Origin of the sequence: Streptomyces triculaminicus (genome assembly GCF_017349075.1) — a bacterium.
Taxonomy (GTDB): domain Bacteria; phylum Actinomycetota; class Actinomycetes; order Streptomycetales; family Streptomycetaceae; genus Streptomyces; species Streptomyces triculaminicus.
Map to the genome: position 1 here is coordinate 1,016,384 of NZ_JAFMOF010000001.1, position 26,156 is coordinate 1,042,539.

25 protein-coding genes are annotated in these 26,156 nt (G+C 71.1%); 11 read left to right on the forward strand and 14 right to left on the reverse strand.

Translation table 11 applies throughout. From position 1 onward, the window contains the following. Positions 1-3 precede the first annotated feature (3 nt). The 5 genes from J1792_RS04715 to hemL form a co-directional block, all read right to left on the reverse strand. Positions 4-777: a cytochrome c biogenesis CcdA family protein gene (locus J1792_RS04715; protein WP_086567611.1), complete on the reverse strand. Its 774-nt coding sequence runs from the start codon at positions 775-777 to the stop codon at positions 4-6. Between the two features lie 5 nt (positions 778-782). Next, on the reverse strand, positions 783-1,409 hold the full coding sequence (locus tag J1792_RS04720; protein ID WP_086567580.1) for a TlpA family protein disulfide reductase: 627 nt from the start codon (positions 1,407-1,409) through the stop codon (positions 783-785). A 96-nt stretch (positions 1,410-1,505) separates the two neighbouring features. Further along, a complete protein-coding gene (locus tag J1792_RS04725) occupies positions 1,506-2,723 on the reverse strand; it encodes a polysaccharide deacetylase family protein (protein ID WP_086567610.1) in 1,218 nt (405 codons plus the stop codon). A 177-nt stretch (positions 2,724-2,900) separates the two neighbouring features. Then, a complete protein-coding gene (locus tag J1792_RS04730) occupies positions 2,901-3,548 on the reverse strand; it encodes a histidine phosphatase family protein (RefSeq protein ID WP_086567608.1) in 648 nt (215 codons plus the stop codon). 45 nt (positions 3,549-3,593) lie between these two features. Next, positions 3,594-4,919, reverse strand: a complete 1,326-nt coding sequence (gene hemL, locus J1792_RS04735; RefSeq protein ID WP_086567578.1) for a glutamate-1-semialdehyde 2,1-aminomutase — start codon at positions 4,917-4,919, stop codon at positions 3,594-3,596. Between the two features lie 127 nt (positions 4,920-5,046). On the opposite strand from hemL, the gene J1792_RS04740 reads away from it, so the two are divergent. From J1792_RS04740 to J1792_RS04755, 4 genes are all read left to right on the forward strand, one after another. Continuing rightward, a complete protein-coding gene (locus J1792_RS04740) occupies positions 5,047-5,625 on the forward strand; it encodes a hypothetical protein (RefSeq protein WP_086567577.1) in 579 nt (192 codons plus the stop codon). A 65-nt stretch (positions 5,626-5,690) separates the two neighbouring features. Next, the gene (locus J1792_RS04745) at positions 5,691-6,026 is read left to right on the forward strand and encodes a YnfA family protein (protein WP_086567575.1); all 336 of its coding nucleotides are present in this window, start codon (positions 5,691-5,693) and stop codon (positions 6,024-6,026) included. A 60-nt stretch (positions 6,027-6,086) separates the two neighbouring features. Next, positions 6,087-6,860, forward strand: a complete 774-nt coding sequence (locus J1792_RS04750) for an SDR family NAD(P)-dependent oxidoreductase (protein ID WP_086567574.1) — start codon at positions 6,087-6,089, stop codon at positions 6,858-6,860. A 119-nt stretch (positions 6,861-6,979) separates the two neighbouring features. Continuing rightward, entirely contained in the window at positions 6,980-7,372 is a 393-nt protein-coding gene (locus tag J1792_RS04755) for a VOC family protein (protein WP_086567572.1), read from the forward strand. A gap of 34 nt (positions 7,373-7,406) precedes the next feature. On the opposite strand, the gene J1792_RS04760 is transcribed toward J1792_RS04755, so the two are convergent. After that, entirely contained in the window at positions 7,407-8,600 is a 1,194-nt protein-coding gene (locus tag J1792_RS04760; RefSeq protein WP_086567571.1) for an RtcB family protein, read from the reverse strand. 163 nt (positions 8,601-8,763) lie between these two features. Between J1792_RS04760 and J1792_RS04765 the strand changes: the two genes are divergently transcribed. Both J1792_RS04765 and J1792_RS04770 read left to right on the forward strand, forming a co-directional pair. After that, entirely contained in the window at positions 8,764-9,624 is an 861-nt protein-coding gene (locus J1792_RS04765) for a hypothetical protein (protein ID WP_207246702.1), read from the forward strand. A 108-nt stretch (positions 9,625-9,732) separates the two neighbouring features. Further along, complete coding sequence (locus J1792_RS04770) at positions 9,733-10,452, forward strand: hypothetical protein (protein WP_086567567.1); 720 nt, start codon at positions 9,733-9,735, stop codon at positions 10,450-10,452. A gap of 87 nt (positions 10,453-10,539) precedes the next feature. On the opposite strand, the gene lysS is transcribed toward J1792_RS04770, so the two are convergent. Further along, on the reverse strand, positions 10,540-12,288 hold the full coding sequence (gene lysS, locus J1792_RS04775; protein WP_086567565.1) for a lysine--tRNA ligase: 1,749 nt from the start codon (positions 12,286-12,288) through the stop codon (positions 10,540-10,542). A 159-nt stretch (positions 12,289-12,447) separates the two neighbouring features. Between lysS and argS the strand changes: the two genes are divergently transcribed. Next, positions 12,448-14,211, forward strand: a complete 1,764-nt coding sequence (gene argS / locus J1792_RS04780; protein WP_086567564.1) for an arginine--tRNA ligase — start codon at positions 12,448-12,450, stop codon at positions 14,209-14,211. Positions 14,212-14,223: 12 nt separating this feature from the next. On the opposite strand, the gene J1792_RS04785 is transcribed toward argS, so the two are convergent. The 6 genes from J1792_RS04785 to J1792_RS04810 form a co-directional block, all read right to left on the reverse strand. Beyond that, complete coding sequence (locus tag J1792_RS04785) at positions 14,224-14,661, reverse strand: ATP-binding protein (RefSeq protein ID WP_086567562.1); 438 nt, start codon at positions 14,659-14,661, stop codon at positions 14,224-14,226. 272 nt (positions 14,662-14,933) lie between these two features. After that, positions 14,934-15,926: a porphobilinogen synthase gene (gene hemB, locus J1792_RS04790; protein ID WP_086567560.1), complete on the reverse strand. Its 993-nt coding sequence runs from the start codon at positions 15,924-15,926 to the stop codon at positions 14,934-14,936. After that, entirely contained in the window at positions 15,923-17,572 is a 1,650-nt protein-coding gene (locus tag J1792_RS04795) for a bifunctional uroporphyrinogen-III C-methyltransferase/uroporphyrinogen-III synthase (protein WP_086567558.1), read from the reverse strand. The genes hemB and J1792_RS04795 overlap by 4 nt, the downstream gene beginning before the upstream one ends. After that, positions 17,569-18,543, reverse strand: coding sequence for a hydroxymethylbilane synthase (gene hemC / locus J1792_RS04800; protein ID WP_086567557.1), 975 nt, complete (start codon positions 18,541-18,543; stop codon positions 17,569-17,571). The genes J1792_RS04795 and hemC overlap by 4 nt, the downstream gene beginning before the upstream one ends. Beyond that, positions 18,540-19,946, reverse strand: coding sequence for a glutamyl-tRNA reductase (locus tag J1792_RS04805; RefSeq protein WP_086567555.1), 1,407 nt, complete (start codon positions 19,944-19,946; stop codon positions 18,540-18,542). Before J1792_RS04805 ends, hemC begins: the two co-directional genes overlap by 4 nt. Then, the gene (locus tag J1792_RS04810; protein ID WP_086567554.1) at positions 19,943-20,728 is read right to left on the reverse strand and encodes a redox-sensing transcriptional repressor Rex; all 786 of its coding nucleotides are present in this window, start codon (positions 20,726-20,728) and stop codon (positions 19,943-19,945) included. Before J1792_RS04810 ends, J1792_RS04805 begins: the two co-directional genes overlap by 4 nt. A gap of 345 nt (positions 20,729-21,073) precedes the next feature. Here J1792_RS04810 and J1792_RS04815 point away from each other — a divergent pair, with 345 nt between their 5' ends. From J1792_RS04815 to J1792_RS04830, 4 genes are all read left to right on the forward strand, one after another. Further along, positions 21,074-21,352, forward strand: coding sequence for a glutaredoxin family protein (locus J1792_RS04815; protein WP_086567552.1), 279 nt, complete (start codon positions 21,074-21,076; stop codon positions 21,350-21,352). Positions 21,353-21,456: 104 nt separating this feature from the next. Then, positions 21,457-22,404, forward strand: a complete 948-nt coding sequence (locus tag J1792_RS04820; protein WP_086567551.1) for an HAD family hydrolase — start codon at positions 21,457-21,459, stop codon at positions 22,402-22,404. A gap of 400 nt (positions 22,405-22,804) precedes the next feature. Beyond that, entirely contained in the window at positions 22,805-23,605 is an 801-nt protein-coding gene (locus J1792_RS04825) for an ECF subfamily RNA polymerase sigma factor, BldN family (protein WP_086567549.1), read from the forward strand. Between the two features lie 215 nt (positions 23,606-23,820). Further along, positions 23,821-25,008 carry a DUF5667 domain-containing protein gene (locus tag J1792_RS04830; protein WP_207246703.1) on the forward strand — a complete coding sequence of 396 codons (1,188 nt, stop codon included), beginning with the start codon at positions 23,821-23,823 and terminating at the stop codon, positions 25,006-25,008. A 99-nt stretch (positions 25,009-25,107) separates the two neighbouring features. On the opposite strand, the gene J1792_RS04835 is transcribed toward J1792_RS04830, so the two are convergent. Continuing rightward, positions 25,108-26,145 (reverse strand): lysophospholipid acyltransferase family protein, encoded by a 1,038-nt coding sequence (locus tag J1792_RS04835; RefSeq protein ID WP_086573526.1) that lies wholly within the window; start codon positions 26,143-26,145, stop codon positions 25,108-25,110. Positions 26,146-26,156 lie beyond the last annotated feature (11 nt).

Here is a 26,156-nt window from a genome sequence, read left to right on the forward strand (position 1 = left end):
CGATCAGATCCCAGGGGTGAAGTTGCTCGACCACGTCTGCAGGTCCGCGACCATGCTGTCCCACAAACCTGTGACGAGGAGCAGGCCGACCGCGACGAGCATCCCGCCGCCGATCCGCATGACCCACGCATAGTGCCGCTTGACCCAGCCGAACGCGCCCAGCGCCCGCCGGAACGCCACGGCCGCCAGGACGAACGGCACGCCCAGCCCCGCGCAGTAGGCGACGGTCAGCAGCGCGCCGCGGCCGGCGCTGGCCTGCTGCGAGGACAGGGAGAGCACGGCGCCGAGCGTCGGCCCGATGCACGGCGTCCAGCCGAGCCCGAAGAGGACGCCCAGCAGCGGCGCGCCCACCAGGCCCATGGTGGGCCGGGTGTGGAAGCGGAACTCGCGCTGGCCGAAGAGGTTGAAGGCCCCCATGAAGCCGAGGCCGAGCAGGATCGTCACGCCGCCCAGCACCAGGGAGATCGTCTGCTTGTGGGCGAGCAGCGTCTCGCCGAAGAAGCCGAAGAGGGCGCCGAAGGAGACGAAGACGGCGGTGAAGCCGAGGACGAAGAGCGAGGTGCCCAGGGCCATCCGGCCGCGCTTGGCGTCGGCCATGTCGGCGCCGCTGACGCCGGTGACGTAGGAGAGGTAGCCGGGGACGAGCGGCAGCACGCACGGCGAGAAGAAGGAGACCAGCCCGCCGAGCACCGCCACGGGCAGGGCCAGGAGCAGGGCGCCGGTCTCGACGGTCTGGTTCACGTCGCCCACGGCGGCCAGGGTGATCGTGGCGGTCACCGGGGTCACTTCTCCGCGACCAGCGGGTCGAGCGTCTTGCGCAGCTCGTCCTCGGTCAGCGCCTTCAGGGCGCGGGCCGCGATCTTCCCGTCCCGGTCGATGAAGATCGTCGAGGGGATGGCCTGCGGGTTGAGGCTGCCCTTGGGGAAGCGCAGCAGCAGCTTGCCGGAGGAGTCGTACAGGCTCGGGTACGGAACCTCGAACTCCTTCTCGAACTTCAGGCCGGGGGCGGGGTCGGGGTCGCGGGTGTCGAGCCCGACGAACTGCACGCCCTTGGCCTTGTAGTCGTTGGCGACCTTGACGAGGTTGGGCGCCTCGGCGCGGCAGGGCGAGCACCACGAGCCCCAGACGTTCAGGACGACGATCTTGCCCTTGTAGTCGCCGGCGACGTCGAGGTCCTTGCCCTCCAGGGTCTTGCCCGTGAGGTCCGGCGCGGCCTGTCGGTCCCCGCGCTCCTTGACCACGCTCACCCCGCCCGTGCCCTGCACGAACTGGGTCTGCCCCCCGCTGCCGGAGGTCTTGCCGGAACCGCAGGCGCTGAGCGTCAGCGCCGCCAGGACGGCGACGGCGGCGGCCGGCAGGGTGGTACGACGGCGTGAAAGTGGGCGTCGAAGGGCGCGGCAGGCACTCATGTGAAAAGTTTCGCATGGGCGGTTTGGGGATCTTCCGCACCCCCCTCGGTCCGCTTCGGCCCCCTCCACCGCCCGGCCTGCGGCGGCCCGCCGTTCTCAGTCGGCCTTGGCGCTCCATTTCTCGCCCACGTCGAGCCGGCGCAGCTTCTTCAGCACCGCCGGGCTCTGCACATCGAGCCAGTCGACGAATTGCCGGAAGGACACCACGCGGACGTCACGCCGCTTGTCGTCGGCCATGTATTTGAACGCCTCCTCCACGGCGTCCATGTAAATCCCGCCGTTCCATTCCTCGAAGTGGTTTCCCACGAAGAACGGCGCCCGGTTCGTCTCGTAGGCCCGGTCGAAGCCGGCGATGTACGCCTCGGTGGCCTGCTTTCGCCAGGCGGGGTAGTTGTACGAGGCTCCCCGCGTCGTGTTCTTCGACTGGTTGGCGAGGATGTTGTAGTCCATCGAGAGGACTTCGAAAGAGTGACCCGGGAAGGGCATCTGCTGCAGCGGAAGGTCCCAGATCCCGTGTTTCTTCCCCGGCCACACCTGCTGGCCGCCGGCGGAACTCGCGTCGTAGCGCCAGCCGAGTTTCGCGGCGGTCGGCAGGAGATTGTCCTGGCCGAGCAGGCAGGGGGTGCGGGCGCCGACGAGTTCCTTGCGGTAGTCGAAGGGCAGCGGCTCGAGGTCGGTGAATCCGGTGTGGGTCCGCCAGCGGGTGACGAAGGAGACGGCCTGCTCGATCTCGGATTCCCAGTCCGCGGGCGTCCAGTGGGCGACCGATCCGCTGCCGGAGCAGAAATGCCCGTTGAAGTGCGTGCCGACCTCGTGGCCCTCGAGCCAGGCCTGGCGCAGGCAGGTGAGCGTGGTCCTGATGTGCCCGTCGGTCAGGTAGCCGATGTCGGACGCGCCCACAGGGTTGTTCGGCGGCTCGTAGACCTCCTTCTTGGACTCGGGAAGAAGGTAGATGCCGGAGAGGAAGAACGTCATCTTCGCGTCGTGTTCCCGGGCCAGCTTCAGGAAGCGGGGGAAGAGGCCGTTGCCGACCTCGCCCGCCCCGTCCCAGGAGAAGATCACGAACTGCGGGGGCTTCTGACCGGGCTCCAGCGGCTCCGGCTTGGGGGGCTGGTGGGGCTGCTTGCCCGCGTCGGCCGTGGAGCCGTCGCCCAGGAGCCGGGCCTTGGCGGCCGGCTTGGCGGCGGGATCCACCTGCTTCGGGCCCGGCCCGCCGGCCGGGCCCGAGCCCGAAGAACACCCCGCGACCGTGCCCAGCGCGGCGGCCGCCCCCACCCCCAGTTCGAGGAGACCTCGTCGGCTGATGTCGCGCATGTCGTCTCCGTCCAGATCGATGCGCCCCAATACCATATGTCGTCCATATAAATGGACATTGGGTATGAGGGCGCGCCGAGCTACGACGGTTGCGCTCTTTTACTCGCCTTTAGGGGGGTATCGCAGTGCGGACCTGACCGAGCGCCAGGGCGCACACCCCCGCGCATCGGACACGCCCTAGGCGCCGAAGGCCTTCGCGCCGCCCTTCACCGGCTTGGCACCCGCCAGCAGATGCGCCGGGACCAGATCACGCGCGGGCTCGCTGTAGCCCACCGAAACGATCCTGTCCCCCCGGTAGGTGAACGTCGTCAGGCTCGCCAGCGTGCACTGCCGCCTGCGCGGGTCGTGCCACAGCCGGCGCTTCTCCACGAAGCTGCGCACGATCCAGATCGGCAGCTGATGACTCACCAGCACGGCCTCATGACCGCGCGCCGCGTCCTTCGCCGCGTCCAGCGCGCCCATCATCCGCACCACCTGCTCGACGTACGGCTCCCCCCACGACGGGCGGAAGGGGTTCGTCAGGTGCTTCCAGTTCGCCGGCTTGCGCAGCGCCCCGTCGCCCACCCCGAAGGTCTTGCCCTCGAAGACGTTCGCCGCCTCGATCAGCCGCTCGTCCGTCGCCAGGTCCAGCCCGTGCGCCTTGGCGACCGGCATCGCCGTCTCCTGCGCCCGCTCCAGCGGGGAGGCCACGACGTACGTCACGTCCCGGTCCGCCAGGTGCTCCGCCACCCGGTCCGCCATCCGCCGGCCCAGGTCCGACAGGTGATAGCCCGACCGCCGCCCGTACAGCACGCCGTCCGGGTTGTGCACCTCGCCGTGACGCATCAGGTGGACGACGGTGATGTCGTCCCGCTTCTTCTCCGTGCTCACTTACTTCCCCTCCTCGGTCGCCTCGGCCGCCGCGCGCGCCGCCGCCGGCAGCGCCGCCGCGATCCGCTCCACCGCCGCCGCGTCGTGCGCCGTCGAGACGAACCACGACTCGAACGCCGACGGCGGCAGGTACACGCCCTGCGACAGCATCGAGTGGAAGAAGGCGTTGAAGCGGAACGACTCCTGCGCCTTCGCCTCGTCGTAGTTCCGCACCTCACGGTTGGTGAAGAACACCGAGAACATGTTGCTCGCCGTCTGCAGACGGTGGGCCACGCCCTGCTTGGTCAGCGCCTCGCCCACCAGCCCGCTGATCTCGGCGGACACCGCGTCCACCCGCTCGTACGCCGCGTCGTCCAGCAGCCGCAGCTGCGCCAGGCCCGCCGCGGTCGCCACCGGGTTACCCGAGAGCGTGCCGGCCTGGTAGACCGGGCCCGCCGGGGCCAGGTGGGCCATCACGTCCTCCCGGCCGCCGAACGCCGCCGCCGGGAAACCGCCGCCCATGACCTTGCCGAACGTCATCAGGTCCGGCTTGACGCCGTCGATGCCGTACCAGCCCGCCTTCGACGTACGGAAACCCGTCATCACCTCGTCGGAGATGAACAGCGCGCCGTTCTTGGCGCAGGCGTCCCGCAGCCCCGCGTTGAAGCCCGGCAGCGGCGGGACGACGCCCATGTTGCCCGGCGACGCCTCGGTGATCACGCAGGCGATCTCACCCGGGTGGGCGTGGAAGGCGGCGTGCACCGCCTCCAGGTCGTTGTACGGCAGCACGATGGTGTCCCCGGCCTGCGCGCCCGTGACACCCGGCGTGTCCGGCAGGCCGAACGTGGCCAGCCCGGAGCCGGCCGCGGCCAGCAGCGCGTCCACGTGACCGTGGTAGCAGCCCGCGAACTTGATCACCTTGGCCCGGCCGGTGAAGCCGCGCGCCAGCCGGATCGCCGACATCGTCGCCTCGGTGCCCGAGGACACCAGACGCACCTGCTCGACCGGCTCGATCCGGGCGACGATCTCCTCGGCCAGCGCCACCTCGCCCTCACCGGGCGTACCGAAGGAGGTGCCGCGCGCGACGGCCTCCTGCACCGCGGCGATCACCTCGGGGTGGGAATGGCCGAGAATCATCGGCCCCCATGAACACACGAGGTCCACATATTCCCGGCCATCCGCGTCCGTCAGGTACGGACCGGTGCCGGAAACCATGAACCGGGGCGTACCGCCCACGGCGCGGAACGCCCGGACCGGAGAGTTCACGCCACCGGGCGTCACGACCGCCGCACGGTCGAAGAGCGTCTGCGAGACTGGGGCACTGTATGGGTAGCTCACGCTAGCCATGGTCTCAGAGCGTCCCGGCCGGTCGCGTCCGGGCGTTTCGCACGGCGCCCACGGGGGAGGTCTCTGAGACGATGATCTGGTTGCGCGGCGGGGGCTGTGCTGCGTAAAAAAGCGGTCGGGTGGAGATATGCATCGCGGTGGCGGACTGGGCGAGGGCACCGATGACCTGGGGCCCGAGCGAGCCCAGCGCGCCCAGCGGGGCCGGCACCGCCGCGAAGAGCACCACCAGGAGCACATCGAGCACAGCACGGGAAGCAGGAGTGGCCGAGTGGGGGTGACCTACAAGTACTTCGGGGCCCCCAACGGCGCGACCGCGGCCCGGGTTCCCATCTCCATGCGCCCCGAGGAGCTCGGCGGCGACGAGCTGGGCATGGGCGGCATGTTCACCAAGATCAAGCCGGAGACGGTGGCCGCCATGGTCCTCACCGGCATCGAGGGCATACCCCTGCACAAGGTCCCCCCGCTCGAACTGGTGGTTCTCCACCCCGACTACGCCGTGGTCAAGCTCCCCATGACCGTGGTCGACCCGCTGCGCGGTATTGGCGAGGAATCGGTGGGCGCGGCGGCGTTCATCTGGTCCACGGTCCCCGACCGCGGCGGCCCCCGCGACGCCTTCTCGGTCTACCGGCTGCTGCACGAATGGCAGGACTTCTCCCACCGCCTGCACGAGGCGGGACACCAGCCGTACTGCCTGGTCTGGCCGTAGAAACCACCCCGAACCACCCCAAGGGCGGCGAGGGGCCCGGGGCGGACACGCCCTAACCTTCCCCCATGCCGATCGCCCGCTCCACCACCCTCTTCCTCCTCGCCGCCCTCCTCGAGATCGGCGGCGCCTGGCTCGTCTGGCAGGGCGTCCGCGAGCACCGCGGATGGACCTGGGCCGGCGCCGGCATCATCGCCCTGGGTGCCTACGGCTTCGTCGCCACCCTCCAGCCGGACGCGCACTTCGGCCGGATCCTCGCCGCGTACGGCGGCGTCTTCGTCGCCGGCTCCCTCGCCTGGGGCATGGCCGCCGACGGCTTCCGCCCCGACCGCTACGACATCGCCGGCGCCCTGATCTGTCTGGCCGGCGTGGCGGTGATCATGTACGCGCCGCGCGGCCGCTGACCCCGGACGCCTCCCGGCCTATGCTGCGCACAGACCACGCCAGCCCCAGGAGGCCCACCCATGCGCACCCGCACCGCAGCCCCCACCGCCGTCATCACCGGCGCGAGCAGCGGCATCGGCGCCGCCACCGCCCGCCACCTGGCCGCCGCCGGCTACCGCGTCGTCCTCACCGCCCGCCGCGAGGACCGCCTCCACGCCCTCACCGAGGAACTCACCGCCGCCGGCCACCAGGCCGTCGCCTACGCCCTCGACGTCACCGACCGCGCCGCCGTCATGACCTTCGCCGTCTTCCTCGACGAATACGGCCCCATCGACGTCCTGGTCAACAACGCCGGCGGCGCCATCGGCACCGAGACCGTCGCCACCGCCGACCCCGCCGACTGGCGCACCATGTACGACGTCAACGTCCTGGGCACCCTCAACGTGACCCAGGCCCTCCTCCCCCGCCTCGTCAAGGCCGAGGGCACCCTCGTCGTCCTGTCCTCCACCGCCGGCCTCGCCACCTACGAGGGCGGCGGCGGCTACGTCGCCGCCAAGCACGGCGCCCACGTCCTCGCCGAGACCCTCCGCCTGGAACTGTGCGGCCAGCCCGTACGCGTCATCGAGATCGCCCCCGGCATGGTCCGCACCGAGGGATTCGCCCTCACCCGCTACCGCGGCGACCAGGACAAGGCCGACGCCGTCTACGCCGGCGTGGCCGACCCCCTCACCGCCGACGACATCGCCGAGACCATCACCTGGGCCGTCTCCCGCCCCCCGCACGTCAACGTCGACCTGCTCGTCGTCCGCCCCCGCGCCCAGGCCTCCAACTACAAGGTCCACCGCGAGGGCTGACCCGGCCGGGACCGAGGTCGCAGGACCCGCGACCGATGCGCAGTTGATCATGGAGCGCTACCGTCGTACGCACAGCCGCCCCGGCAGCGGGGCGGCCCGTACGAAACAGGGGGAGCCCCATGCGCGTCATCGCCTTCGACCACCTCGTCCTCAACGTCTCCGACGTCGAGCGCGCCCTGGCCTTCTACACCGGCCCGCTCGGCCTGGAGCCGGTCCGCGTGGACGAATGGCGCGCGGGCAAGGTCTCCTTCCCCTCGGTCCGCGTCAGCCCCACCACGATCATCGACCTGGTGGCCCGCGAGCGCGGCGAGTCCAACGTCGACCACATCTGCCTGACCGTCGCCCCCCTGGACTGGCAGGAGGTCGTCGCCGCCGGCACCTTCACCGTCGTCGACGGCCCCGGCCCCCGCTTCGGCGCCCGCGGCACCGCCGAGTCCCTCTACGTCCTCGACCCGGACGGCAACACGGTCGAGCTCCGCTGGTACGCCGAGGACCGCGAGCAGCAGGCGTAGGCGGGGCACGGGCCCGGGCGGATCCGCCCGGGCCTCAGCCCTTCACGCAGACGATCTGCTTGAGCTTCGCCACGACCTCGACGAGGTCCCGCTGCTGCTCCATGACCTGCTCGATCGGCTTGTAGGCGGCCGGGATCTCGTCGACCACGCCACGGTCCTTGCGGCACTCGACGCCCTGCGTCTGCTCCGCCAGGTCCCGCTCGGAGAACCGCTTCTTCGCCTGGTTGCGGCTCATCCGGCGGCCGGCGCCGTGCGAGGCGGAGTTGAACGAGTCCGCGTTGCCCAGACCGCGCACGATGTACGAGCCGGTGCCCATCGAGCCCGGGATGATGCCGTACTCGCCGCCGCCCGCGCGGATCGCGCCCTTGCGGGTGACCAGCAGGTCCACGCCCTCGTAGGTCTCCTCGGCCACGTAGTTGTGGTGGCAGGAGATGACCTCCTCGAACATGGGCTTGGCCTTCTTGAACTCCTTGCGGACGACGTCCTTGAAGATCGCCATCATGATCTCGCGGTTGTGGCGCGCGTACTCCTGCGCCCAGAACAGGTCGTGCCGATAGGCGGCCATCTGCGGGGTGTCCGCGATGAAGACGGCCAGGTCGCGGTCGACCAGGTTCTGGTTGTGCGAGAGCTTGCGCGCCTCGCCGATGTGGTACTCGGCGAGCTCCTTGCCGATGTTCCGGGAGCCGGAGTGGAGCATCAGCCAGACCGAACCCGACTCATCGAGACAGAACTCGATGAAGTGGTTTCCTCCGCCGAGCGATCCCATCTGCTTCAGCGCCCGACTCTGACGGAATTTGACCGCTTCCGCGACCCCGTCGAACCGCCCCCAGAAGTCGTCCCACCCGGCCGTCGGCAGTCCGTGCAGCCGGCGCGGGTCCACCGGGTCGTCGTGCATCGAGAAGCCGACCGGAATCGCCTCCTCGATCTTCGACCGCAGTCGCGAGAGATCGCCCGGCAGGTCGTTGGCCGTCAGCGAGGTCTTCACCGCGGACATGCCGCAGCCGATGTCGACGCCGACCGCCGCCGGGCAGACCGCGCCGCGCATGGCGATCACCGAGCCGACCGTGGCGCCCTTGCCGAAGTGGACGTCGGGCATCACGGCGAGGCCCTGGATCCAGGGCAGGGTGGAGACGTTCCGCAGCTGCTGCATGGCCACGGGCTCGACCGTGTCGGGATCCGCCCACATGCGGATCGGTACGCGGGCTCCGGGTACCTCGGTGTACGACATAACTTCCTCATTCCCCCGAAAAGTCTACAAAGCGCAAAAGCCGGACGTAAGTGCTCGTCCAGGACACTGGGACGGCAGACTCGGCGGCGCGTGCGGTAGACATTGTTTCCGGTCGCCGGTCAACGGCGGCAACCAAATATTCGGGCGAAGGGAGCCACGGACAGTGCAGCGGAGGGCGTACGCACCGGTAGCCGCACTGGCCGCGGCGGTGATGTCGGCCGCGCTCGCCGGGTGCGGCGGGGGCGGCGGGGCCGGCGGCAAGGGCATCGACGCGAAGGCCGGACAGGCGGGCTCGGCGGTGCCCGCGGGACCGCCCGGGAAGTACCACAGCCTGCCGGAGCCGTGCGGCTATGTGAGCCCGGAGACGGTGCGGCGGATGCTGCCCGGCGCGGGCGAGGGCGACGAGCAGGAGGCGGAGAAGCTCCTGCGCGGGACGGCCGCGATCACCTATGACACCGACCGCCGGGTCGGCTGCCGATGGAAGCTGGAGACGCCCAACGGCACCCGGCACCTGACGGTCGACTTCGAGCGCGTGGTGTCGTACCAGCCGGGCGTGAGCGACGAGGCGCGGGCGCAGCAGCTGTACGAGCGCCAGGCGACGGCGGCGCGCATCCCTTCGGCCGCCCCCTCGGCGAAGTCGTCCCCCTCCCCGAAGGCGTCCGCCTCGCCCTCGCCGGGGGCGAGCAGGAGCGCGGGTTCGAGCGATCCGGGTCCGGGCCCGCAGCTGGCGGACGCGTCGGTGGCGCCGTCGTCGGCGAATCCGTCGATGTCGGCGGATCCGCGGCTGGCGCCGCGGGTGCTGGACGATCTGGGGGACGACGCGTTCGTCAACGATGTGCTGGCGACGACGAGCTCGGGCGTGCACCGGGATGTGACGGTGGTCTTCCGGTCGTCGAACGTGCTGGTGACGATCGCGTACGACCAGTGGACGACGGACAAGCAGCATGTGCCCGCGAGCCAGGATCTGCAGGGCAAGGCCCAGGGCCTGGCCCGGGAGCTGGATGCGGGGCACTTCGGCAATTAGCCCCCTCGACAGGGCCCGCTTCGGCCCAGGCCGGGCGCGGGCCGCGTACCGTGCCGGTAGGCACCGTCAGGCGCCCCCGTCACCTCTGACCGAATGAGCGAAGGACCCATGCACCGACGTACAGCCCCGCGACTCGCCCGAATCCTCGCCTGCGCCGCAGTACCGGTGATGCTCGTCGCCACCGGCTGCTCCTCGGACGACGATTCGGGGGCGAAGAAGGAATCGGGCAAGCCCACGCAGTCGGCCGCGCCGAACACCTCTCCGACGATGCAGGCGGCGGCTTTCGCCAAGCTGCCGGAGGTCTGCAAGACGGTCTCGGAGAAGACGGTCGACAAGCTGGTGCCGAAGGCGGAGAAGAAGGAGGGCAAGGCCCTTCCCGCGACGGACACCAATGACGCGGCGAGCTGCATCTGGAGCGGTCTCGACGACGAGGACGTCAAGGACATGCAGTTCCGCACGATGACCGTTTCGCTGAAGCGGTTCGTCTCGGACCCGACGCTGGGTACGGGCGAGAAGCGTGCGGGTGATTTCGTGGCGAAGCAGACGACGGTGGCGGCCACGGCGGACGGCGCGAAGGACGCGAAGACGGAGAAGGCCTCGGGCATCGGTGACGAGGCGAACGTGGTGACCGCGGATTCGAAGAAGGGCGACAACGACTTCAAGAACGCGACCGTCGTCGCGCGGACCAAGAATGTGGTGATCACCGTGAAGTACAGCGGTGCGGGCTACGAGGGTGCGAAGTCGCCGAGCACGGACGACATGAAGAAGGGCGCGCAGGACGCGGCCAAGGAGGTCGTGACCTCGGTGGGCGACGCCAACAAGAAGTAGTCGCGAAGGGTACGGAAAAAGGGGCCGCCGCCCGGTGATGTTCACCGGGCGGCGGCCCTTTTCGCGTGGGCGCGTGCCGTGGGGCGCTTACGGCGCCGTGACGAGCTCGCGGACGCGGTCGGCGCCGACGGCCAGCAGCAGCGTGGGCAGGCGCGGGCCGGTGTCCCGGCTGACCAGCAGCTGGTAGAGGAGCACGAAGAAGGCGCGCTGGGCGGCCTTGAGCTCCGGGGTGGGCTTGGCGTGGGGCTCGAGCCCGGCCAGGACCTTGGGGATGCCGTAGAGCAGGGTGGTGAGCCCGTCGAGGGACCAGTGCTCGTCCAGGCCCTCGAGGAGGAGGCGCAGGGAGGCGCGGCCCTCGTCGTCGAGCGAGCCGAGGAGTTCGGCGTCGGGGGTGGCGCGGACGATGGTGCGGTTCTCGGCCGGGACCTGGGTGAGGATCCAGTGCTGGGCGCGGTCCAGGCGGGGCCGGGTCTCGTCGAGGGACGTGACCGGGTTGGCCGGGTCGAGGTCGCTGAGGATGCGCAGGGTCTGCTCGTCGTGGCCGGCGGTGATGTCGACGACGGAGGCGAGCGTGCGGTACGGCAGCGGGCGCGGGGTGCGCGGGAGCTCGCCGGCGGCGGTGCGGGCGGCGCGGCTGTGGGCCGCGGCGTCGGCGGGCAGGACGGTACCGTCGGCGACCTTGGCCTCGAGCTTGTCCCACTCGTCGTAGAGCCGCTGGATCTCCTGGTCGAAGGCGATCTTGAAGGACTGGTTGGGCTTGCGGCGGGCGTAGAGCCAGCGCAGCAGGGGCGCTTCCATGATCTTCAGCGCGTCGCCGGGGGTGGGGACGCCGCCCTTGGAGGAGGACATCTTGGCCATGCCGCTGATGCCGACGAAGGCGTACATGGGGCCGATGGGCTGCTCGCCGCCGAAGACCTTACGGACGATCTGGCCGCCGACGACGAAGGAGGAGCCGGGCGAGGAGTGGTCGACGCCGGAGGGCTCGAAGATGACGCCCTCGTAGGCCCAGCGCATGGGCCAGTCGACCTTCCAGACGAGCTTGCCGCGGTTGAACTCGCTGAGCAGCACGGTCTCGGCGTGGCCGCAGACGCAGGTGTAGGCGAGTGCGGTGGTGTCGTCGTCGTAGGAGGTGACCGTGGTGAGGTCGCGCTCGCAGACGCCGCAGTAGGGCTTGTACGGGAAGTAGCCCGCGCCGGAGCTGCCGTCGTCCTCGGCGGCGGCGCCGGAGCCCTCGGCGGCCTCGAGTTCGGCCTCGTCGACGGGCTTCTGCTGCTGCTTCTGCTGGGGCTTCTTCGGCTGGCCGGTGGCCTTGTCCTTCGTCCGGTACTGGTCGAGGATCGCGTCGATGTCGCCGCGGTGCTTGATGGCGTGCAGGATCTGCTCGCGGTAGACACCGGTGGTGTACTGCTCGGTCTGGCTGATGGGGTCGTACTCGATGCCGAGCTCGGCGAGGGCGTCGACCATCGCGGCCTTGAAGTGCTCGGCCCAGTTGGCGTACGCGGACCCGGCGGGGGCGGGGACGGAGGTCAGGGGCTTGCCGATGTGCTGGGCCCAGGACTCGTCGATGCCCTCGACGCCGGCCGGCACCTTGCGGTAGCGGTCGTAGTCGTCCCAGGACAGGACGTGGCGGACCTCGTGGCCGCGGCGGCGGATCTCGTCGGCGACCAGGTGCGGGGTCATGACCTCGCGGAGGTTGCCGAGGTGAATCGGGCCGGAGGGGGACAGGCCGGAGGCGACGACGATGGTTTTGCCGGGGGCACGGCGCTCACCTTCGGCGATGACCTCGTCGGCGAAACGGGAGACCCAGTCGGCCTCGGTGCTCTGAGCCTGAGCCACGGCACTTCCTTCCTTACGGTCCTGGCATGACCATTGTCCCAGACGGTCAGGGTGCTCCCTGGGTTGCCCGGGCGCGAGGGAATTCCCGGCGGGGTTGTGGTACATGCATGGGATACTCGGGGGGTCGAAAATGCCGCCTACCGGAATGGCTCCCATCCCATGGCTTCGGTTCCTTCCCTCGCTTCCACGCTCCACCAGCGCATCGCGGACGCTCTCTCGGCTGCCCTGCCGGAGGCCGGTGCCGCCGATCCGCTGCTGCGACGAAGCGACCGGGCGGACTTCCAGGCCAACGGCATGCTGGCGCTGGCGAAGAAGCTGAAGGGCAATCCGCGCGAGCTGGCGGCGAAGGTCGTCGAGGGGCTGCCGGTCGGTGAGGGCGAGCTGATGCGGGAGATCGAGGTCTCCGGGCCCGGCTTCCTCAACATCTCGGTGTCCGACAGGGCGATCACCGAGACGCTGGCCGCGCGTGCGGCGGACGAGCGGCTGGGCGTGCCGTTCAAGGAGCACCCGGGTGCCACGGTGATCGACTGGGCGCAGCCGAACGTGGCCAAGGAGATGCACGTCGGTCACCTGCGGAACACGGTGATCGGTAATTCGGTCGTCCGGCTTCTGGAGTTCACGGGCGAGAAGGTGATCAGCCGTCACCACATCGGCGACTGGGGCACCCAGTTCGGCATGCTCATCCAGTACCTGATCGAGCACCCGCACGAGCTGGACCACAAGGGCGGCGTGTCCGGTGAGGAGGCCATGTCGAGCCTGAACCGGCTGTACAAGGCCTCGCGCGCGCTCTTCGACTCGGACGAGGAGTTCAAGACGCGGGCCCGGCGCCGGGTGGTGGATCTGCAGGCGGGCGACGCGGAGACGATCGCGCTGTGGCAGAAGTTCGTCGACGAGTCGAAGATCTACTTCTACTCGGTCTTCGACAAGCTGGACGTGGAGATCCGCGACGAGGACATCGTCGGCGAGTCGGGCTACAACGACATGCTGGCCGAGACCTGCCGGATGCTCGAGGAGTCGGGTGTCGCGGTGCGTTCCGAGGGTGCGCTGTGCGTGTTCTTCGACGATGTGAAGGGTCCGGAGGGCAACCCGGTCCCGCTGATCGTGCAGAAGTCCGACGGTGGTTTCGGCTACGCGGCGACGGACCTGTCCGCGATCCGTGACCGTGTCTTCAACCTGAAGGCCGACACGCTGCTGTACGTGGTGGACACCCGGCAGTCGCTGCACTTCAAGATGGTCTTCGAGACCGCGCGCCGGGCGGGCTGGCTGACGGATGACGTCAAGGCCGTGCAGCTGGGCTTCGGCACGGTGCTGGGCAAGGACGGCAAGCCGTTCAAGACGCGTGAGGGCGAGACGGTCCGGCTGGTGGACCTGCTCGACGAGGCGATCGAGCGGGCGGCGGCCGTGGTGCGGGAGAAGGCCCGGGACCTGACCGAGGAGGAGATCGCCGATCGTGCCGCCCAGGTGGGCATCGGCGCGGTGAAGTACGCGGACCTGTCGACGTCGGCGGCCCGTGACTACAAGTTCGACCTGGACCAGATGGTGTCCCTCAACGGCGACACCTCGGTCTACCTGCAGTACGCGTTCGCCCGTATCCAGTCGATCCTGCGCAAGGCGGGGACGGCCGGTCCGGTGGCGCACCCGGAGCTGGCGCTGGCCCCGGCCGAGCGGGCGCTGGGTCTGCACCTGGACCAGTTCGCGGCGACGGTGGCGGAGGCGGCCGGGGAGTACGCGCCGCACAAGCTGGCCGGGTATCTGTACCAGCTGGCCTCGCTCTACACGTCGTTCTACGACCAGTGCCAGGTGCTGAGCGAGGAGAACCCGGCCGAGGTCGTGGAGAACCGCCTGTTCCTGTGCGACCTCACGGCTCGTACGCTCCACCGGGGCATGGCGCTGCTGGGCATTCGTACGCCCGAGCGGCTCTAGCCGCCGGGGGCGTCATCCGGCGCCCGCTCCGAGTTCGAACCAGATGAGCTTGCCGACCAGCCCCTGGGGCTGGTCGCGCAGGGCGAAGCCGCCCCAGCTGTCGGCGCACCACTGGACGATTCCGAGGCCGCGGCCGCGTTCGGCGGCTTCGGTGGCGTCGGGCAGGGCGACGCCGTCGAGTGCGGGGAGCCGGGGGTTGGTGTCCCATACGGCGACCCGTACGCGGTCGCCTTCGCGCTTGACGCGTACCGAGGCGGGGCCGTCGGAGTAGCGGTAGGCGTTGGTGACGAGCTCGGAGGTGAGGAGCTCGGCGGTGTCGGCGAGCTCGAGGAAGCCGTGTTCCTCGAGGATGGTGCGGAGCGTGCGTCGTGCGATGCACGGCGCCATGGGATCGGAGGGGACTTGGAGCGTGTACTCCCAGTCCTCCGTGAGTTCGGGGTCATGACTCATGCACGCCTCCGTAGCGTAAGCGGCCTGACACACACGGTAACGATGGTCGGAGCCCGTGCGGTACGCCCGCGTCGTTTCCGCGAGAGACGACCTGTGTGGGTGACGATCGTGAACTATGCACCCCGTCTCGCGTGAGCTGCGCAAACGCGAGTCCCTCGCAGTCGGCGGGTCCGGCTCGGAGACACGAATGGCGGTGCCCCCGGACCTCGTGGTCCGGGGGCACCGCCATTGCGCTGCGTGACGGGCGGCGGCCGTGCCGACCGTAGCGGCCGCTACAGCTGCCGGGCGACCTCGGTGGCCCAGTAGGTGAGGATCATGTTCGCGCCGGCGCGCTTGATGCCCGTGAGGGTCTCCATGATCGCGCGGTCGCGGTCGATCCAGCCGTTGGCGGCGGCGGCCTCGACCATCGCGTACTCGCCGGAGATCTGGTAGGCGGCGACGGGCACGTCGACGCTCTCGGCGACCTTGGCGAGGACGTCGAGGTAGGGCAGCGCCGGCTTGACCATCACCATGTCGGCGCCCTCGGCGAGGTCGAGCGCCAGCTCGCGCATCGACTCGCGGAGATTGGCCGGGTCCTGCTGGTACGTCTTGCGGTCGCCCTGCAGCGAGGAGCCGACGGCCTCGCGGAAGGGGCCGTAGAACGCGGAGGCGTACTTGGCGGTGTAGGCGAGGATCGACACGTCCTCGTGGCCGGTCTGGTCGAGGGCGTCGCGGACGACGCCGACCTGGCCGTCCATCATGCCGCTGGGGCCGACGACGTGGACGCCGGCGTCGGCCTGGACCTGGGCCATCTCGGCGTAGCGCTCGAGGGTGGCGTCGTTGTCGACACGGCCCTCGGCGTCGAGGACGCCGCAGTGGCCGTGGTCGGTGGACTCGTCCAGGCACAGGTCGGACATGATGACGAGTTCGTCGCCGACCTCGGCCTTCACATCGCGGATGGCGACCTGCAGGATGCCGTCGGGGTCCGTGCCGGGGGTGCCGAGCGCGTCCTTCTTGGCCTCCTCGGGAACGCCGAAGAGCATGATGCCGGCGACGCCGGCCTCCAGCGCCTCGACGGCGGCCTTCCGCAGGGTGTCACGGGTGTGCTGGACGACCCCGGGCATCGCCGAGATCGGCACCGGCTCGCTGACGCCCTCCCGCACGAAGGCGGGAAGGATCAGGTCGGACGGGTGCAGCCGGTACTCCGCGACCATGCGGCGCATGGCGGGGGTGGTGCGAAGGCGCCGGGGCCGGGACCCCGGGAACGTGCCGTACGTGGTGCTCAACTCCGTGCCCTTCTGCGCGATCCGGGCCGCCGCTCGCTCGGGCGGGTGACGGGATCGCCGGCCTCGAGGGCCGCGTCGCGCCGGGCCGCGCCGAACTCCGCGAGCGCCTCGGCCAGCTTGTGCACCGAGGGCTCGGGCGACAGCACGTCCACCCGCAGGCCGTGCTCCTCCGCGGTCTTCGCGGTGGCCGGGCCGATGCAGGCGATGACGGTGACATTGTGCGGCTTGCCGGCGATGCCGACGAGGTTCCGCACCGTGGAGGACGAGGTGAACAGCACGGCGTCGAAACCGCCGCCCTTGATCGCCTCGCGGGTCTCGGCCGGCGGCGGCGAGGCGCGCACGGTCCGGTAGGCCGTGACGTCGTCGACCTCCCAGCCCAGCTCGATCAGGCCCGCCACCAGGGTCTCGGTGGCGATGTCGGCGCGCGGCAGGAAGACGCGGTCGATCGGGTCGAAGACCGGGTCGTAGGGCGGCCAGTCCTCGAGCAGGCCGGCGGCGGACTGCTCGCCGGACGGCACCAGGTCGGGCTTGACGCCGAACTCGATCAGCGACTTCGCGGTCTGCTCGCCGACGGCCGCGACCTTGATGCCGGCGAAGGCACGGGCGTCGAGACCGTACTCCTCGAACTTCTCCCGCACCGCCTTGACGGCGTTGACGGAGGTGAAGGCGATCCACTCGTAGCGGCCGGTGACCAGGCCCTTGACCGCCCGCTCCATCTGCTGCGGGGTGCGCGGCGGCTCGACGGCGATCGTCGGCACCTCGCTGGGCACGGCGCCGTACGAGCGCAGCTGGTCGGAGAGCGAGGCGGCCTGCTCCTTGGTGCGCGGCACGAGCACGTTCCAGCCGAAGAGCGGCTTGGACTCGAACCAGGAGAGCCGCTCGCGCCGCTCGGCGGCGCTGCGCTCGCCGACCACGGCTATGACCGGCTGGGAGCCGTCCGCGGACGGCAGCACCTTCGCGGCCTTGAGGGTCTGCTGGAGCGTGCCGAGGGTGGCCGTCCAGGTGCGCTGGCGGGTGGTGGTGCCGGCGACGGTGACGCTGACGGGCGTCTCGGGCCGGCGGCCCCCGGCGACCAGCTCGCCCGCGGCGGCGACGACGGAGTCCAGGGTGGTGGAGACCACCGCGGTCGCCTCGCTGGTGCCGACCTCGGCCCAGCAGACGGCGGTGGCGGTGCGGGCGTCGACGAAGCGGACGTCGCCGCCCTGTCCGTCACGCAGCGGCACTCCGGCGTAGGCGGGCACGCCGACAGCCGTGGCGACGCCGGGCACCACCTCGAAGGTGATGCCGCCGTCGGCGCAGGCGAGCATCTCGTCGCCGGCGTTGCCGTCGAGGCCGGGGTCGCCGAGAACCGCACGGACGACCCGCTTGCCGCTGCGCGCGGCCGTCATGACAAGATTGGCGGTGTCCCTAAGGACCGGCACACCAACGGTCTTTGATGACTCGTCGGTAACCGTCTGGGCCGGCATGTCCACGGTGCCGCGCGCATGCGTACGCACCACGTCGAGCACCTGCGGATCGGCGATCAGGACGTCCGCGGCCGCCAGTGCCTCCACGGCGCGCAGCGTCAGCAGTCCCGGGTCTCCGGGGCCGGCACCGAGGAAGGTGACGTGCCCGTGCGCGGGGTGGTTCGGGGCGGTGGGGTTCAAAGTGCTCGCTCCCCCATAAGACCGGCCGCACCCTTGTCGAGCATCTCGGCGGCGAGTCCGCGGCCGAGAGCAAGAGCGTCCTCCTCGGACGCGGGTACGGGACCGGTGGTGGACAGCTGCACCAGCGTCGAGCCGTCGGTGGAACCGACGACGCCGCGCAGGCGCATTTCGGTGACAACCTGCCCGCTGGCCAGCAGGTCGGCCAGTGCGCCAACGGGCGCACTGCAGCCGGCCTCCAGGGCGGCGAGCAGGGCACGCTCGGCGGTCACGGCGGCCCGCGTGTGCGGGTCGTCGAGCTCGGCGAGCGCGGCGGCGAGGGGTGCGTTGGTCACGGCGCACTCGATCGCCAGGGCCCCCTGGCCGGGGGCGGGCAAAACCTGGTCGGGCTCCAGGAACTGGGTGGCCTCCCCGATCCGGCCGATGCGGGTGAGACCCGCCGCGGCCAGCACCACGGCGTCCAGCTCGCCGCTCTCGACGAAGCCGACTCGGGTGTCGATGTTCCCGCGGATCGGCACGGTCTCGATCTCCTGCCCGAGCGAGCGCGCCCAGGCGTTGAGCTGCGCCATGCGGCGCGGCGAGCCGGTGCCGATACGGGCCCCGCGCGGGAGGTCCCCGAAGGTGAGCCCGTCGCGGGCGACGAGTACGTCGCGCGGGTCCTCGCGGCGCGGGATCGCGGCCAGGAGGAGGTCGTCGGGCTGCGCGGTCGGCAGGTCCTTCAGCGAGTGGACGGCGAAGTCGATCTCACCCGCGAGCAGCGCGTCGCGCAGCGCGGAGACGAAGACTCCGGTGCCGCCGATCTGCGCGAGGGCCTCGCGGGAGACGTCGCCGTACGTGGTGATCTCGACCAGCTCGACCGGACGGCCGGTGACACGCCGGACGGCCTCGGCCACCTGTCCGGACTGGGCCATGGCGAGCTGACTGCGGCGGGTGCCGAGACGCAGCGGGCGCTGCGGGGTTGTGGTGTCGTTCATGCCGACTCCCGTGCTGTGTTGGGGCTGCCTTGCCGAAGATCAGCCCGGCTGACGGCCGCGACCGCCTGAGGGTCGAGGTCGAAGAGTTCCCTCAGGGCGTCGGCGTAGCCGGCGCCGCCGGGGGTGGAGGCGAGCTCCTTGACCCGCACGGTGGGCGCGTGCAGAAGCTTGTCGACGACGCGGCGGACGGTCTGGGTGATCTCCGCGCGCTGCTTGTCGTCGAGGTCGGGCAGCCGGCCGTTGAGGCGGGCCATCTCGCCCGCGACGACGTCGGCGGCCATGGTGCGCAGGGCCACCACGGTGGGCGTGATGTGGGCGGCCCGCTGGGCGGCGCCGAAGGCGGCGACCTCGTCGGAGACGATCGCGCGCACCTGGTCGACGTCGGCGGCCATGGGCGCGTCGGCGGAGGCCTCGGCGAGGGTCTCGATGTCGACCAGGCGGACGCCGTCGCCCTCCAGGCGGTGGACCGCGGCGTCGATGTCGCGGGGCATGGCGAGGTCGAGCAGGGCGAGCGCCACCGCGCCGCAGCCCGGCTCGACGGCGCACACGTCCGCGCGGGCCGCCAGCGCGCGCCCTATCGCCTCGGCCGTCAGGACCAGGCCGGTGGCGCCGGTGCAGGAGACGACGATGTCGGCGAGGGCGAGCTCGGCGGGGACGGCGGCCATCTCGACGGCCGCGGCCGTCAGGGCGCCGGCGCCGGGGCCGCCGGGCTCGGTGAGGATGGCGGCCAGGCGCTCGGCCCGCTCCAGGGTGCGGTTGGCGACGGCGATGTGGGCCACGCCCGCGCGCGCGAGGGTGGCCGCGGCGAGCGAGGACATCGAGCCCGCGCCGATGACCAGGGCGCGCTTGCCCGCCGCCCAGTCGGCGACGGCCACGGGGCCGGCGAGCTGCTCGAGGCCGAAGGTGACCAGCGACTGGCCGGCCTTGTCGATGCCGGTCTCGCTGTGGGCGCGCTTGCCGACCCGCAGCGCCTGCTGGAAGAGGTCGTTCAGCAGCCGTCCGGCGGTGTGCAGCTCCTGGCCGAGGGCGAGGGCGTCCTTGATCTGGCCGAGGATCTGCCCCTCGCCGACGACCATCGAGTCCAGTCCGCACGCCACCGAGAAGAGGTGGTGGACGGCCCGGTCCTCGTAGTGCACGTAGAGGTAGGGGGTGAGCTCGTCCAGGGGCACGCCCGAGTGCCGGGCGAGCAGCGTGGACAGCTCGGCGACGCCGGCGTGGAACTTGTCCACGTCGGCGTAGAGCTCGATGCGGTTGCACGTGGCCAGCACCGCCGCCTCGGTGGCGGGCTCGGCGGCCAGGGCGTCGTGCACGAGACGCGCCTGGGTCTCGCGGCTGAGGGCGGCCCGCTCCAGCACGCTCACCGGCGCGCTGCGATGGCTGAGGCCGACGACCAGAAGACTCATGCCGGCATCACGGCGGGGACGTCCCCCTCCGGTCCCTTCCTGCCCACGGCGGCCGCGGCCGTACGGGCCGGGGCGCCGGTGCGGGGCTGCGCGGGCGTCGTCGCGGTCTGCCCGGACTCCTCGCCGGCCTTGCGCTGCTCGTGGAAGGCGAGGATCTGCAGCTCGATGGAGAGGTCGACCTTGCGCACGTCCACGCCCTCGGGCACGGACAGCACGGTCGGCGCGAAGTTGAGGATCGAGGTGACCCCGGCGGCCACCAGGCGGTCGCACACCTGCTGGGCGGCGCCGGCCGGGGTGGCGATGACGCCGATGGAGACGCCGTTGTCGGTGATGATCGACTCGAGCTCGTCGGTGTGTCGCACGGGCAGCCCGGCGACGGGCTTGCCGGCCATGGCCGGGTCGGCGTCGATGAGCGCCGCGACACGGAAGCCGCGCGAGGCGAAGCCGCCGTAGTTGGCCAGGGCGGCGCCGAGGTTACCGATACCGACGATCACTACCGGCCAGTCCTGGGTCAGGCCGAGCTCACGGGAGATCTGGTACACGAGGTACTCGACGTCGTAGCCGACCCCGCGGGTGCCGTACGAGCCGAGGTAGCTGAAGTCCTTGCGGAGCTTGGCGGAGTTCACACCGGCCGCGGTGGCGAGCTCCTCGGAGGAGACCGTGGGGACCGAACGCTCGGAGAGCGCGGTCAGCGCACGCAGGTACAGCGGAAGCCGGGCGACGGTGGCCTCGGGGATTCCTCGGCTTCGGGTCGCCGGTCGGTGAGTTCGGCCAGTTGCCACGGTGCTCCTGCGGGTAGAGCGGGGCTGTAGGCGGCGCCTTGTCCCAGGACCGCCCCGTCGAACGCAGGCTATGCCTTTGTGAACGCGTGCACAAAGATGGTGTCCGATTTGCCCGGCCAACGTGATGGGTGTCACGCGGTGATTCCGCCCGGTCCGGGAACCATGGACGGGCAGGACTCGACGATCACACAGGCCACATGAGCACCACGGGCACGCGGACGGGGACACGGGCGCTCACTCCTCACCTCGATACCCCCGGACACCTACAAATCGCCCATGATGGTAGTCGACTCAGGCACCCATTCCGGCCGCGCGACCGTCGGCGAAGGCGGCACAATTGCCGCCATGAGCCCCCTGCTGCGCCGTAGCCCCCGCAAGAACCCCGCCGACAGCCTCGTCACGCTCGTCGGCAAGCCCGGCTGCCACCTGTGCGACGACGCCGAGGCCGTCATCGCCGAGGTCTGCGCCGAGCTGGGCGCCCGCTGGGAGAAGAAGGACATCACCGAGGACGCCGAGCTGCACAGCAAGTACTGGGAGCAGATCCCCGTGATCCTCGTCGACGGCGCCCAGCACGACTTCTGGCGGGTGAACCCCGACCGGCTGCGCAAGGCCCTGGGCGGCTGAGCGCGGCGCGCCGCGCGGTGGGTAACCGGACCGACGCGCAGAGTTCACGCCATCGCACCGTCCCGACTTCCGGTTACCCCGAACAAAGTGACTATGCTCGCCGCATGGCCGCACTCGGATGGCTCACCCACCGCAGGCGCTCCGCCACCGCACGCAGCGTGCTGGCAGGCGAGGCCGCGGCGGAGGCAGCCCGCAAGTCCGCGCAGGAAAACGAAGAGGCCCTGGCCGGAGGCGCCACCCCCGGCGACCGGGAGCCGGAGCCGGAGTTCCCGGTGGCGGGCGACGAGCGCGCCGCCGCGTTTTTCGACCTCGACAACACGGTCATGCAGGGCGCCGCCATCTTCCACTTCGGCCGCGGACTGTACAAACGGCACTTCTTCGGCAAGCGCGAGCTCGCCCGCTTCGCCTGGCAGCAGACCTGGTTCCGGCTCGCGGGCATCGAGGACCCCGAGCACATGCAGGAGGCCCGCGACAGCGTCCTGTCGATCGTCAAGGGCCACCGCGTCTCCGAGCTGATGACCATCGGCGAGGAGATCTACGACGAGTACATGGCCGAGCGCATCTGGCCCGGCACCCGCGCCCTGGCCCAGGCCCACCTGGACGCCGGGCAGAAGGTCTGGCTGGTGACCGCGGCCCCCGTCGAGACCGCGACGATCATCGCCCGCCGGCTGGGCCTGACCGGCGCGCTGGGCACGGTCGCCGAGTCGATCGGCGGCGTCTACACCGGCCGGCTCGTCGGCGAGCTGCTGCACGGCCCGTCGAAGGCCGAGGCCGTCCGGGCGCTGGCCGCGGCCGAGGGCCTGGACCTGGAGCGCTGCGCGGCCTACAGCGACTCCGCCAACGACATCCCGATGCTCTCGCTCGTCGGCCACCCCTACGCGGTGAACCCCGACAGCAGGCTGCGCAGGCACGCGCGCGAGCGCGGCTGGCGGCTGCGGGACTACCGCACGGGCCGCAAGGCGGCCCGGATCGGCCTCCCGGCCGCGGCCGGCGTGGGCGCCCTCGCGGGCGGCGCCGCTGCCGCCGTCGCGCTGCACCGCCGTCGCCGCTGAACGCCCGGGCCTCCACGGGCACATCAGCCACATCACCGGAACGGGCGACAACTCCGGCGCGCCTCCTGGCCACGGCCAGTAACCGAACAGGCCGCACAGGCAATCCTGTTGTCATACCCCCACATGGCCCACGACAGTCCTGCGGTGTCCGGATTGCCACAACACGCTGCCCAATCGGCCACACCAGCGGCAAATCCGGTCAACTTCCGTTCTCAGTTCGATATTTGATCTGTCATCAATAGGTCCCAGAACGAACGGAAACGATGATTTGAGCAACTCGGTGTAGCGCTGCCTGTACGAAGGGTTATTCTCCTCAGACGCAAGCCGGTACCCGCTTGTCCCTACGACGAGTGAACGGTCCCGCACTGCACGTGATGGAAGCTCTGCCTCTGGGAGTCCCGTGTACCCACACGTCGGGGTTGACGCCTCGGGCCTGGCTACGCTGCGCGCAGCGGTCCTCGACCGTCTGCGCGTCTTCGTCCCCACCGCGTACGCCGTCCCCGCCTTCGCCACGCCGTCCCCGGCCGTAGCGGGCGGACCCGCCGGCCCCTGCTACGCCCTCGCCGAGAGCAGCGCGGCCGTCGGCAGACGCGCCCGCCGAGGCTCCGGCACCGGCACATCCACGACCACCCGCCGCCCGAGCGCCGACAGCGACAGCGCCCGCATGCTCGACCTGGTCGAGCGGGCCCAGGCCGGCGAGGCCGAGGCCTTCGGCCGCCTCTACGACCAGTACGCCGACACCGTCTACCGCTACATCTACTACCGCGTGGGCGGCCGGGCCACCGCGGAGGACCTCACCAGCGAGACCTTCCTGCGCGCCCTGCGCCGGATCGGCACCTTCACCTGGCAGGGCCGCGACTTCGGCGCCTGGCTCGTGACCATCGCCCGCAACCTGGTCGCCGACCACTTCAAGTCGTCAAGGTTCCGGCTCGAGGTGACCACGGGAGAGATGCTCGACGCCAACGAGGTCGAGCGCAGCCCCGAGGACTCGGTTCTCGAATCCCTGTCCAACGCCGCCCTGTTGGAGGCGGTGCGCAAGCTCAACCCACAGCAGCAGGAGTGCGTCACCCTGCGCTTCCTGCAGGGCCTCTCGGTCGCCGAGACCGCCCGGGTCATGGGAAAGAACGAGGGCGCGATCAAGACCCTCCAGTACCGCGCGGTGCGCACCCTGGCACGGCTCCTCCCGGACGACGCCCGCTGACACCCCCAGCCCCCGATGCCCCCTTTCACTCACCGGCGGACACCTCGCCCCGGCCGCGTAACCCGACTGCCGCGCCGCTCGTTGTCCGGGATGCAGACTTCCCGCTGCCGCGTCACGCCTCTGAACACTCACTCGATCGAGTGGATGTTCTCCCGGCGTGCAACCCTTCAGGTGCCCAGGGGAGTCGATCGTCATGACGAGAGGAGGTGCCGCCTGTGATCGCGAATGTATCGGCGCACCGGCGGGCGAACGCCTTCGCCCAGGCCCTGGAGGACCAGGAAGTCCACAGTGCCGCGGCCGCACAGCCCGAGCCACCGGCGGAAGACGCCGAGCGGGCAAAGCTGTTGGCCGTGGCGAGCGGGCTCGGCGCACTGCCGTCGCCCGAGCTGGACGCCGAGGTCAAAACCGTGCAGCGGGCGCAGCTGATCGCCGCCATGGAAGCCCAGTTCGCCGGAGGGGCGGCCGTCCCTCAGCAGCGTGCCGCCCGCGGGGCGCACCGGGCGAGCCCGCTGAGCCGGCTCAGGCCGCGCTCCCGCTGGTCCAAGGGGCTCGCCGCCGGCGGGCTCACGGTGGGCGTGGCGGCGGGTGCCTTCGGCGGAGTGGCCGCGGCCAGCTCCAACGCCCTGCCGGGCGACACCCTGTACGGCCTCAAGCGCGGGATGGAGGACTTCAGGCTCGGCATGGCCGACGGTGACTCCGCCCGGGGCGGTCTGCTCCTGGACCAGGCCACGACACGCCTCGGCGAGGCCCGTCGGCTGATGGAGCGCGGCCGCTCCGGCGAGCTCGACCACGAGTCCCTGACCGAGATCCGCAGGACCCTCGCCGGCATGCGCCACGACGCCTCCGAGGGCCACCGCCTGCTGCACGGCGTCTACCAACGCGACGGCTCGCTCGGCGCCATCCAGCGGCTGTCGTCCTTCTCCTCCTCGCAGCGCGAGGGCTGGAGCCGGCTGCGCGACCGTCTGCCGGTCCAGCTCACCGACGTGGCCGACGACGTGACGTCGGTCTTCGCCGCCATAGACGACGAGGTCGAGCCGCTGCGCTCGCTGCTGCCGGAGGACAAGCACGGCAAGGCGGGCGGCGCGAGCCGCGGGGGGCCCTCCTCCCACGGTTCTCCCGGGAGCAAGGGCCACTCGGCGCCCGCCTCGAAGGCTCCCGAGCGCTCCGACGGCAAGCGCCCCGGCGCGGGGCCCCAGCAGTCGTCGCCGGGTGCCCACGCCGAGCAGGACGGCCTGCTGGGCGGCACGGGCCTCCTGCAGCCGCCCCCCAGCTCCGGCAGCGCCGGGCCGGACCGCGCCCACGGCAAGGACGGCAAGCCGTCCAAGCAGCCCGACATCACGATCCCGCCGCTGCTCCCGGACATCCTCCCGGGGCTCGGGATCCACGGCGAGGACGACAAGTAATACCGACGGGTGCCGACGGTCGGCGTCCCTCCGCAGCGAACCGCTCGGAGGGACGCCGACCGTCGTCGCGCTGAGATGGCCGCGCTGGGAAAAGCACCGTCAGAAGAACACCGACCGCCGCTGCACCAGCAGCTTGTACAGCGTGTGCTGAATGGTTTCCCGGACCTGGTCGGTGAGGTTGAACATCAGCATCGGGTCGTCCGCCGCCTCCGGCGGATAGCCGTCCGTGGGAATCGGCTCGCCGAACTGGATGGTCCACTTCGTCGGCAGCGGCACCAGCCCCAGCGGCCCGAGCCAGGGGAAGGCCGGCGTCAGCGGGAAGTACGGGATGCCCAGCAGCCGGGCCATCGTCCTGGAGTTGCCGATCATGGGGTAGATCTCCTCCGCCCCGACGATCGAGCACGGCACGATCGGCGACCCGGCACGCAGTGCCGTCTGTACGAAGCCGCCCCGCCCGAAGCGCTGCAGCTTGTAGCGCTCGGAGAACGGCTTCCCGATCCCCTTGAAGCCCTCGGGCATCACCCCCACCACCTCGCCGCGCTCCAGCAGCTTCTGGGCGTCCTCGGCGCAGGCGAGGGTGTGCCCGAGCTTGCGGGAGAGCTCGTTGATGACGGGCAGCATGAAGACCAGGTCCGCGGCGAGCATGCGGACGTTGCGCCCGGCCGGGTGATGGTCGTGCACGGCGGCCTGGAGCATCAGCCCGTCGACGGGCAGGGTGCCGGAGTGGTTGGCGACGATCAGCGCCGACCCCTTCTCCGGGATGTTCTCGATGCCCTTCACCTCGACGCGGAAGTACTTCTCCTTGAAGGGCCGCAGGACGGACATCACCACCTGGTCGGTGAGCTCCTGGTCGTACCCGAAGTCGTCGACCTCGTACTCGCCGGTGATCCTGCGCCGCAGGAAGTTCAGCCCGTGGGCGACCTTCCGCTCCCAGCCGCCGACCCCGGCCGGGGCCTCGCCGGCGCCGCCCTGCTCCGGCCCGCCGTCGGCGGCCGCGGCCGACGGCTGTTCGGTCGCGGGGGCCGGTACGGGCGCCAGCGGCGCGGCCGCCCGGTTCGTACGGCCCGTACCGCCGCGCCGGGCCCTCCTCTTGGTGCGGGGCTCCTCGCCGAACGGGATGACCTTCGCATCGGCCATGGTGCGTGCGC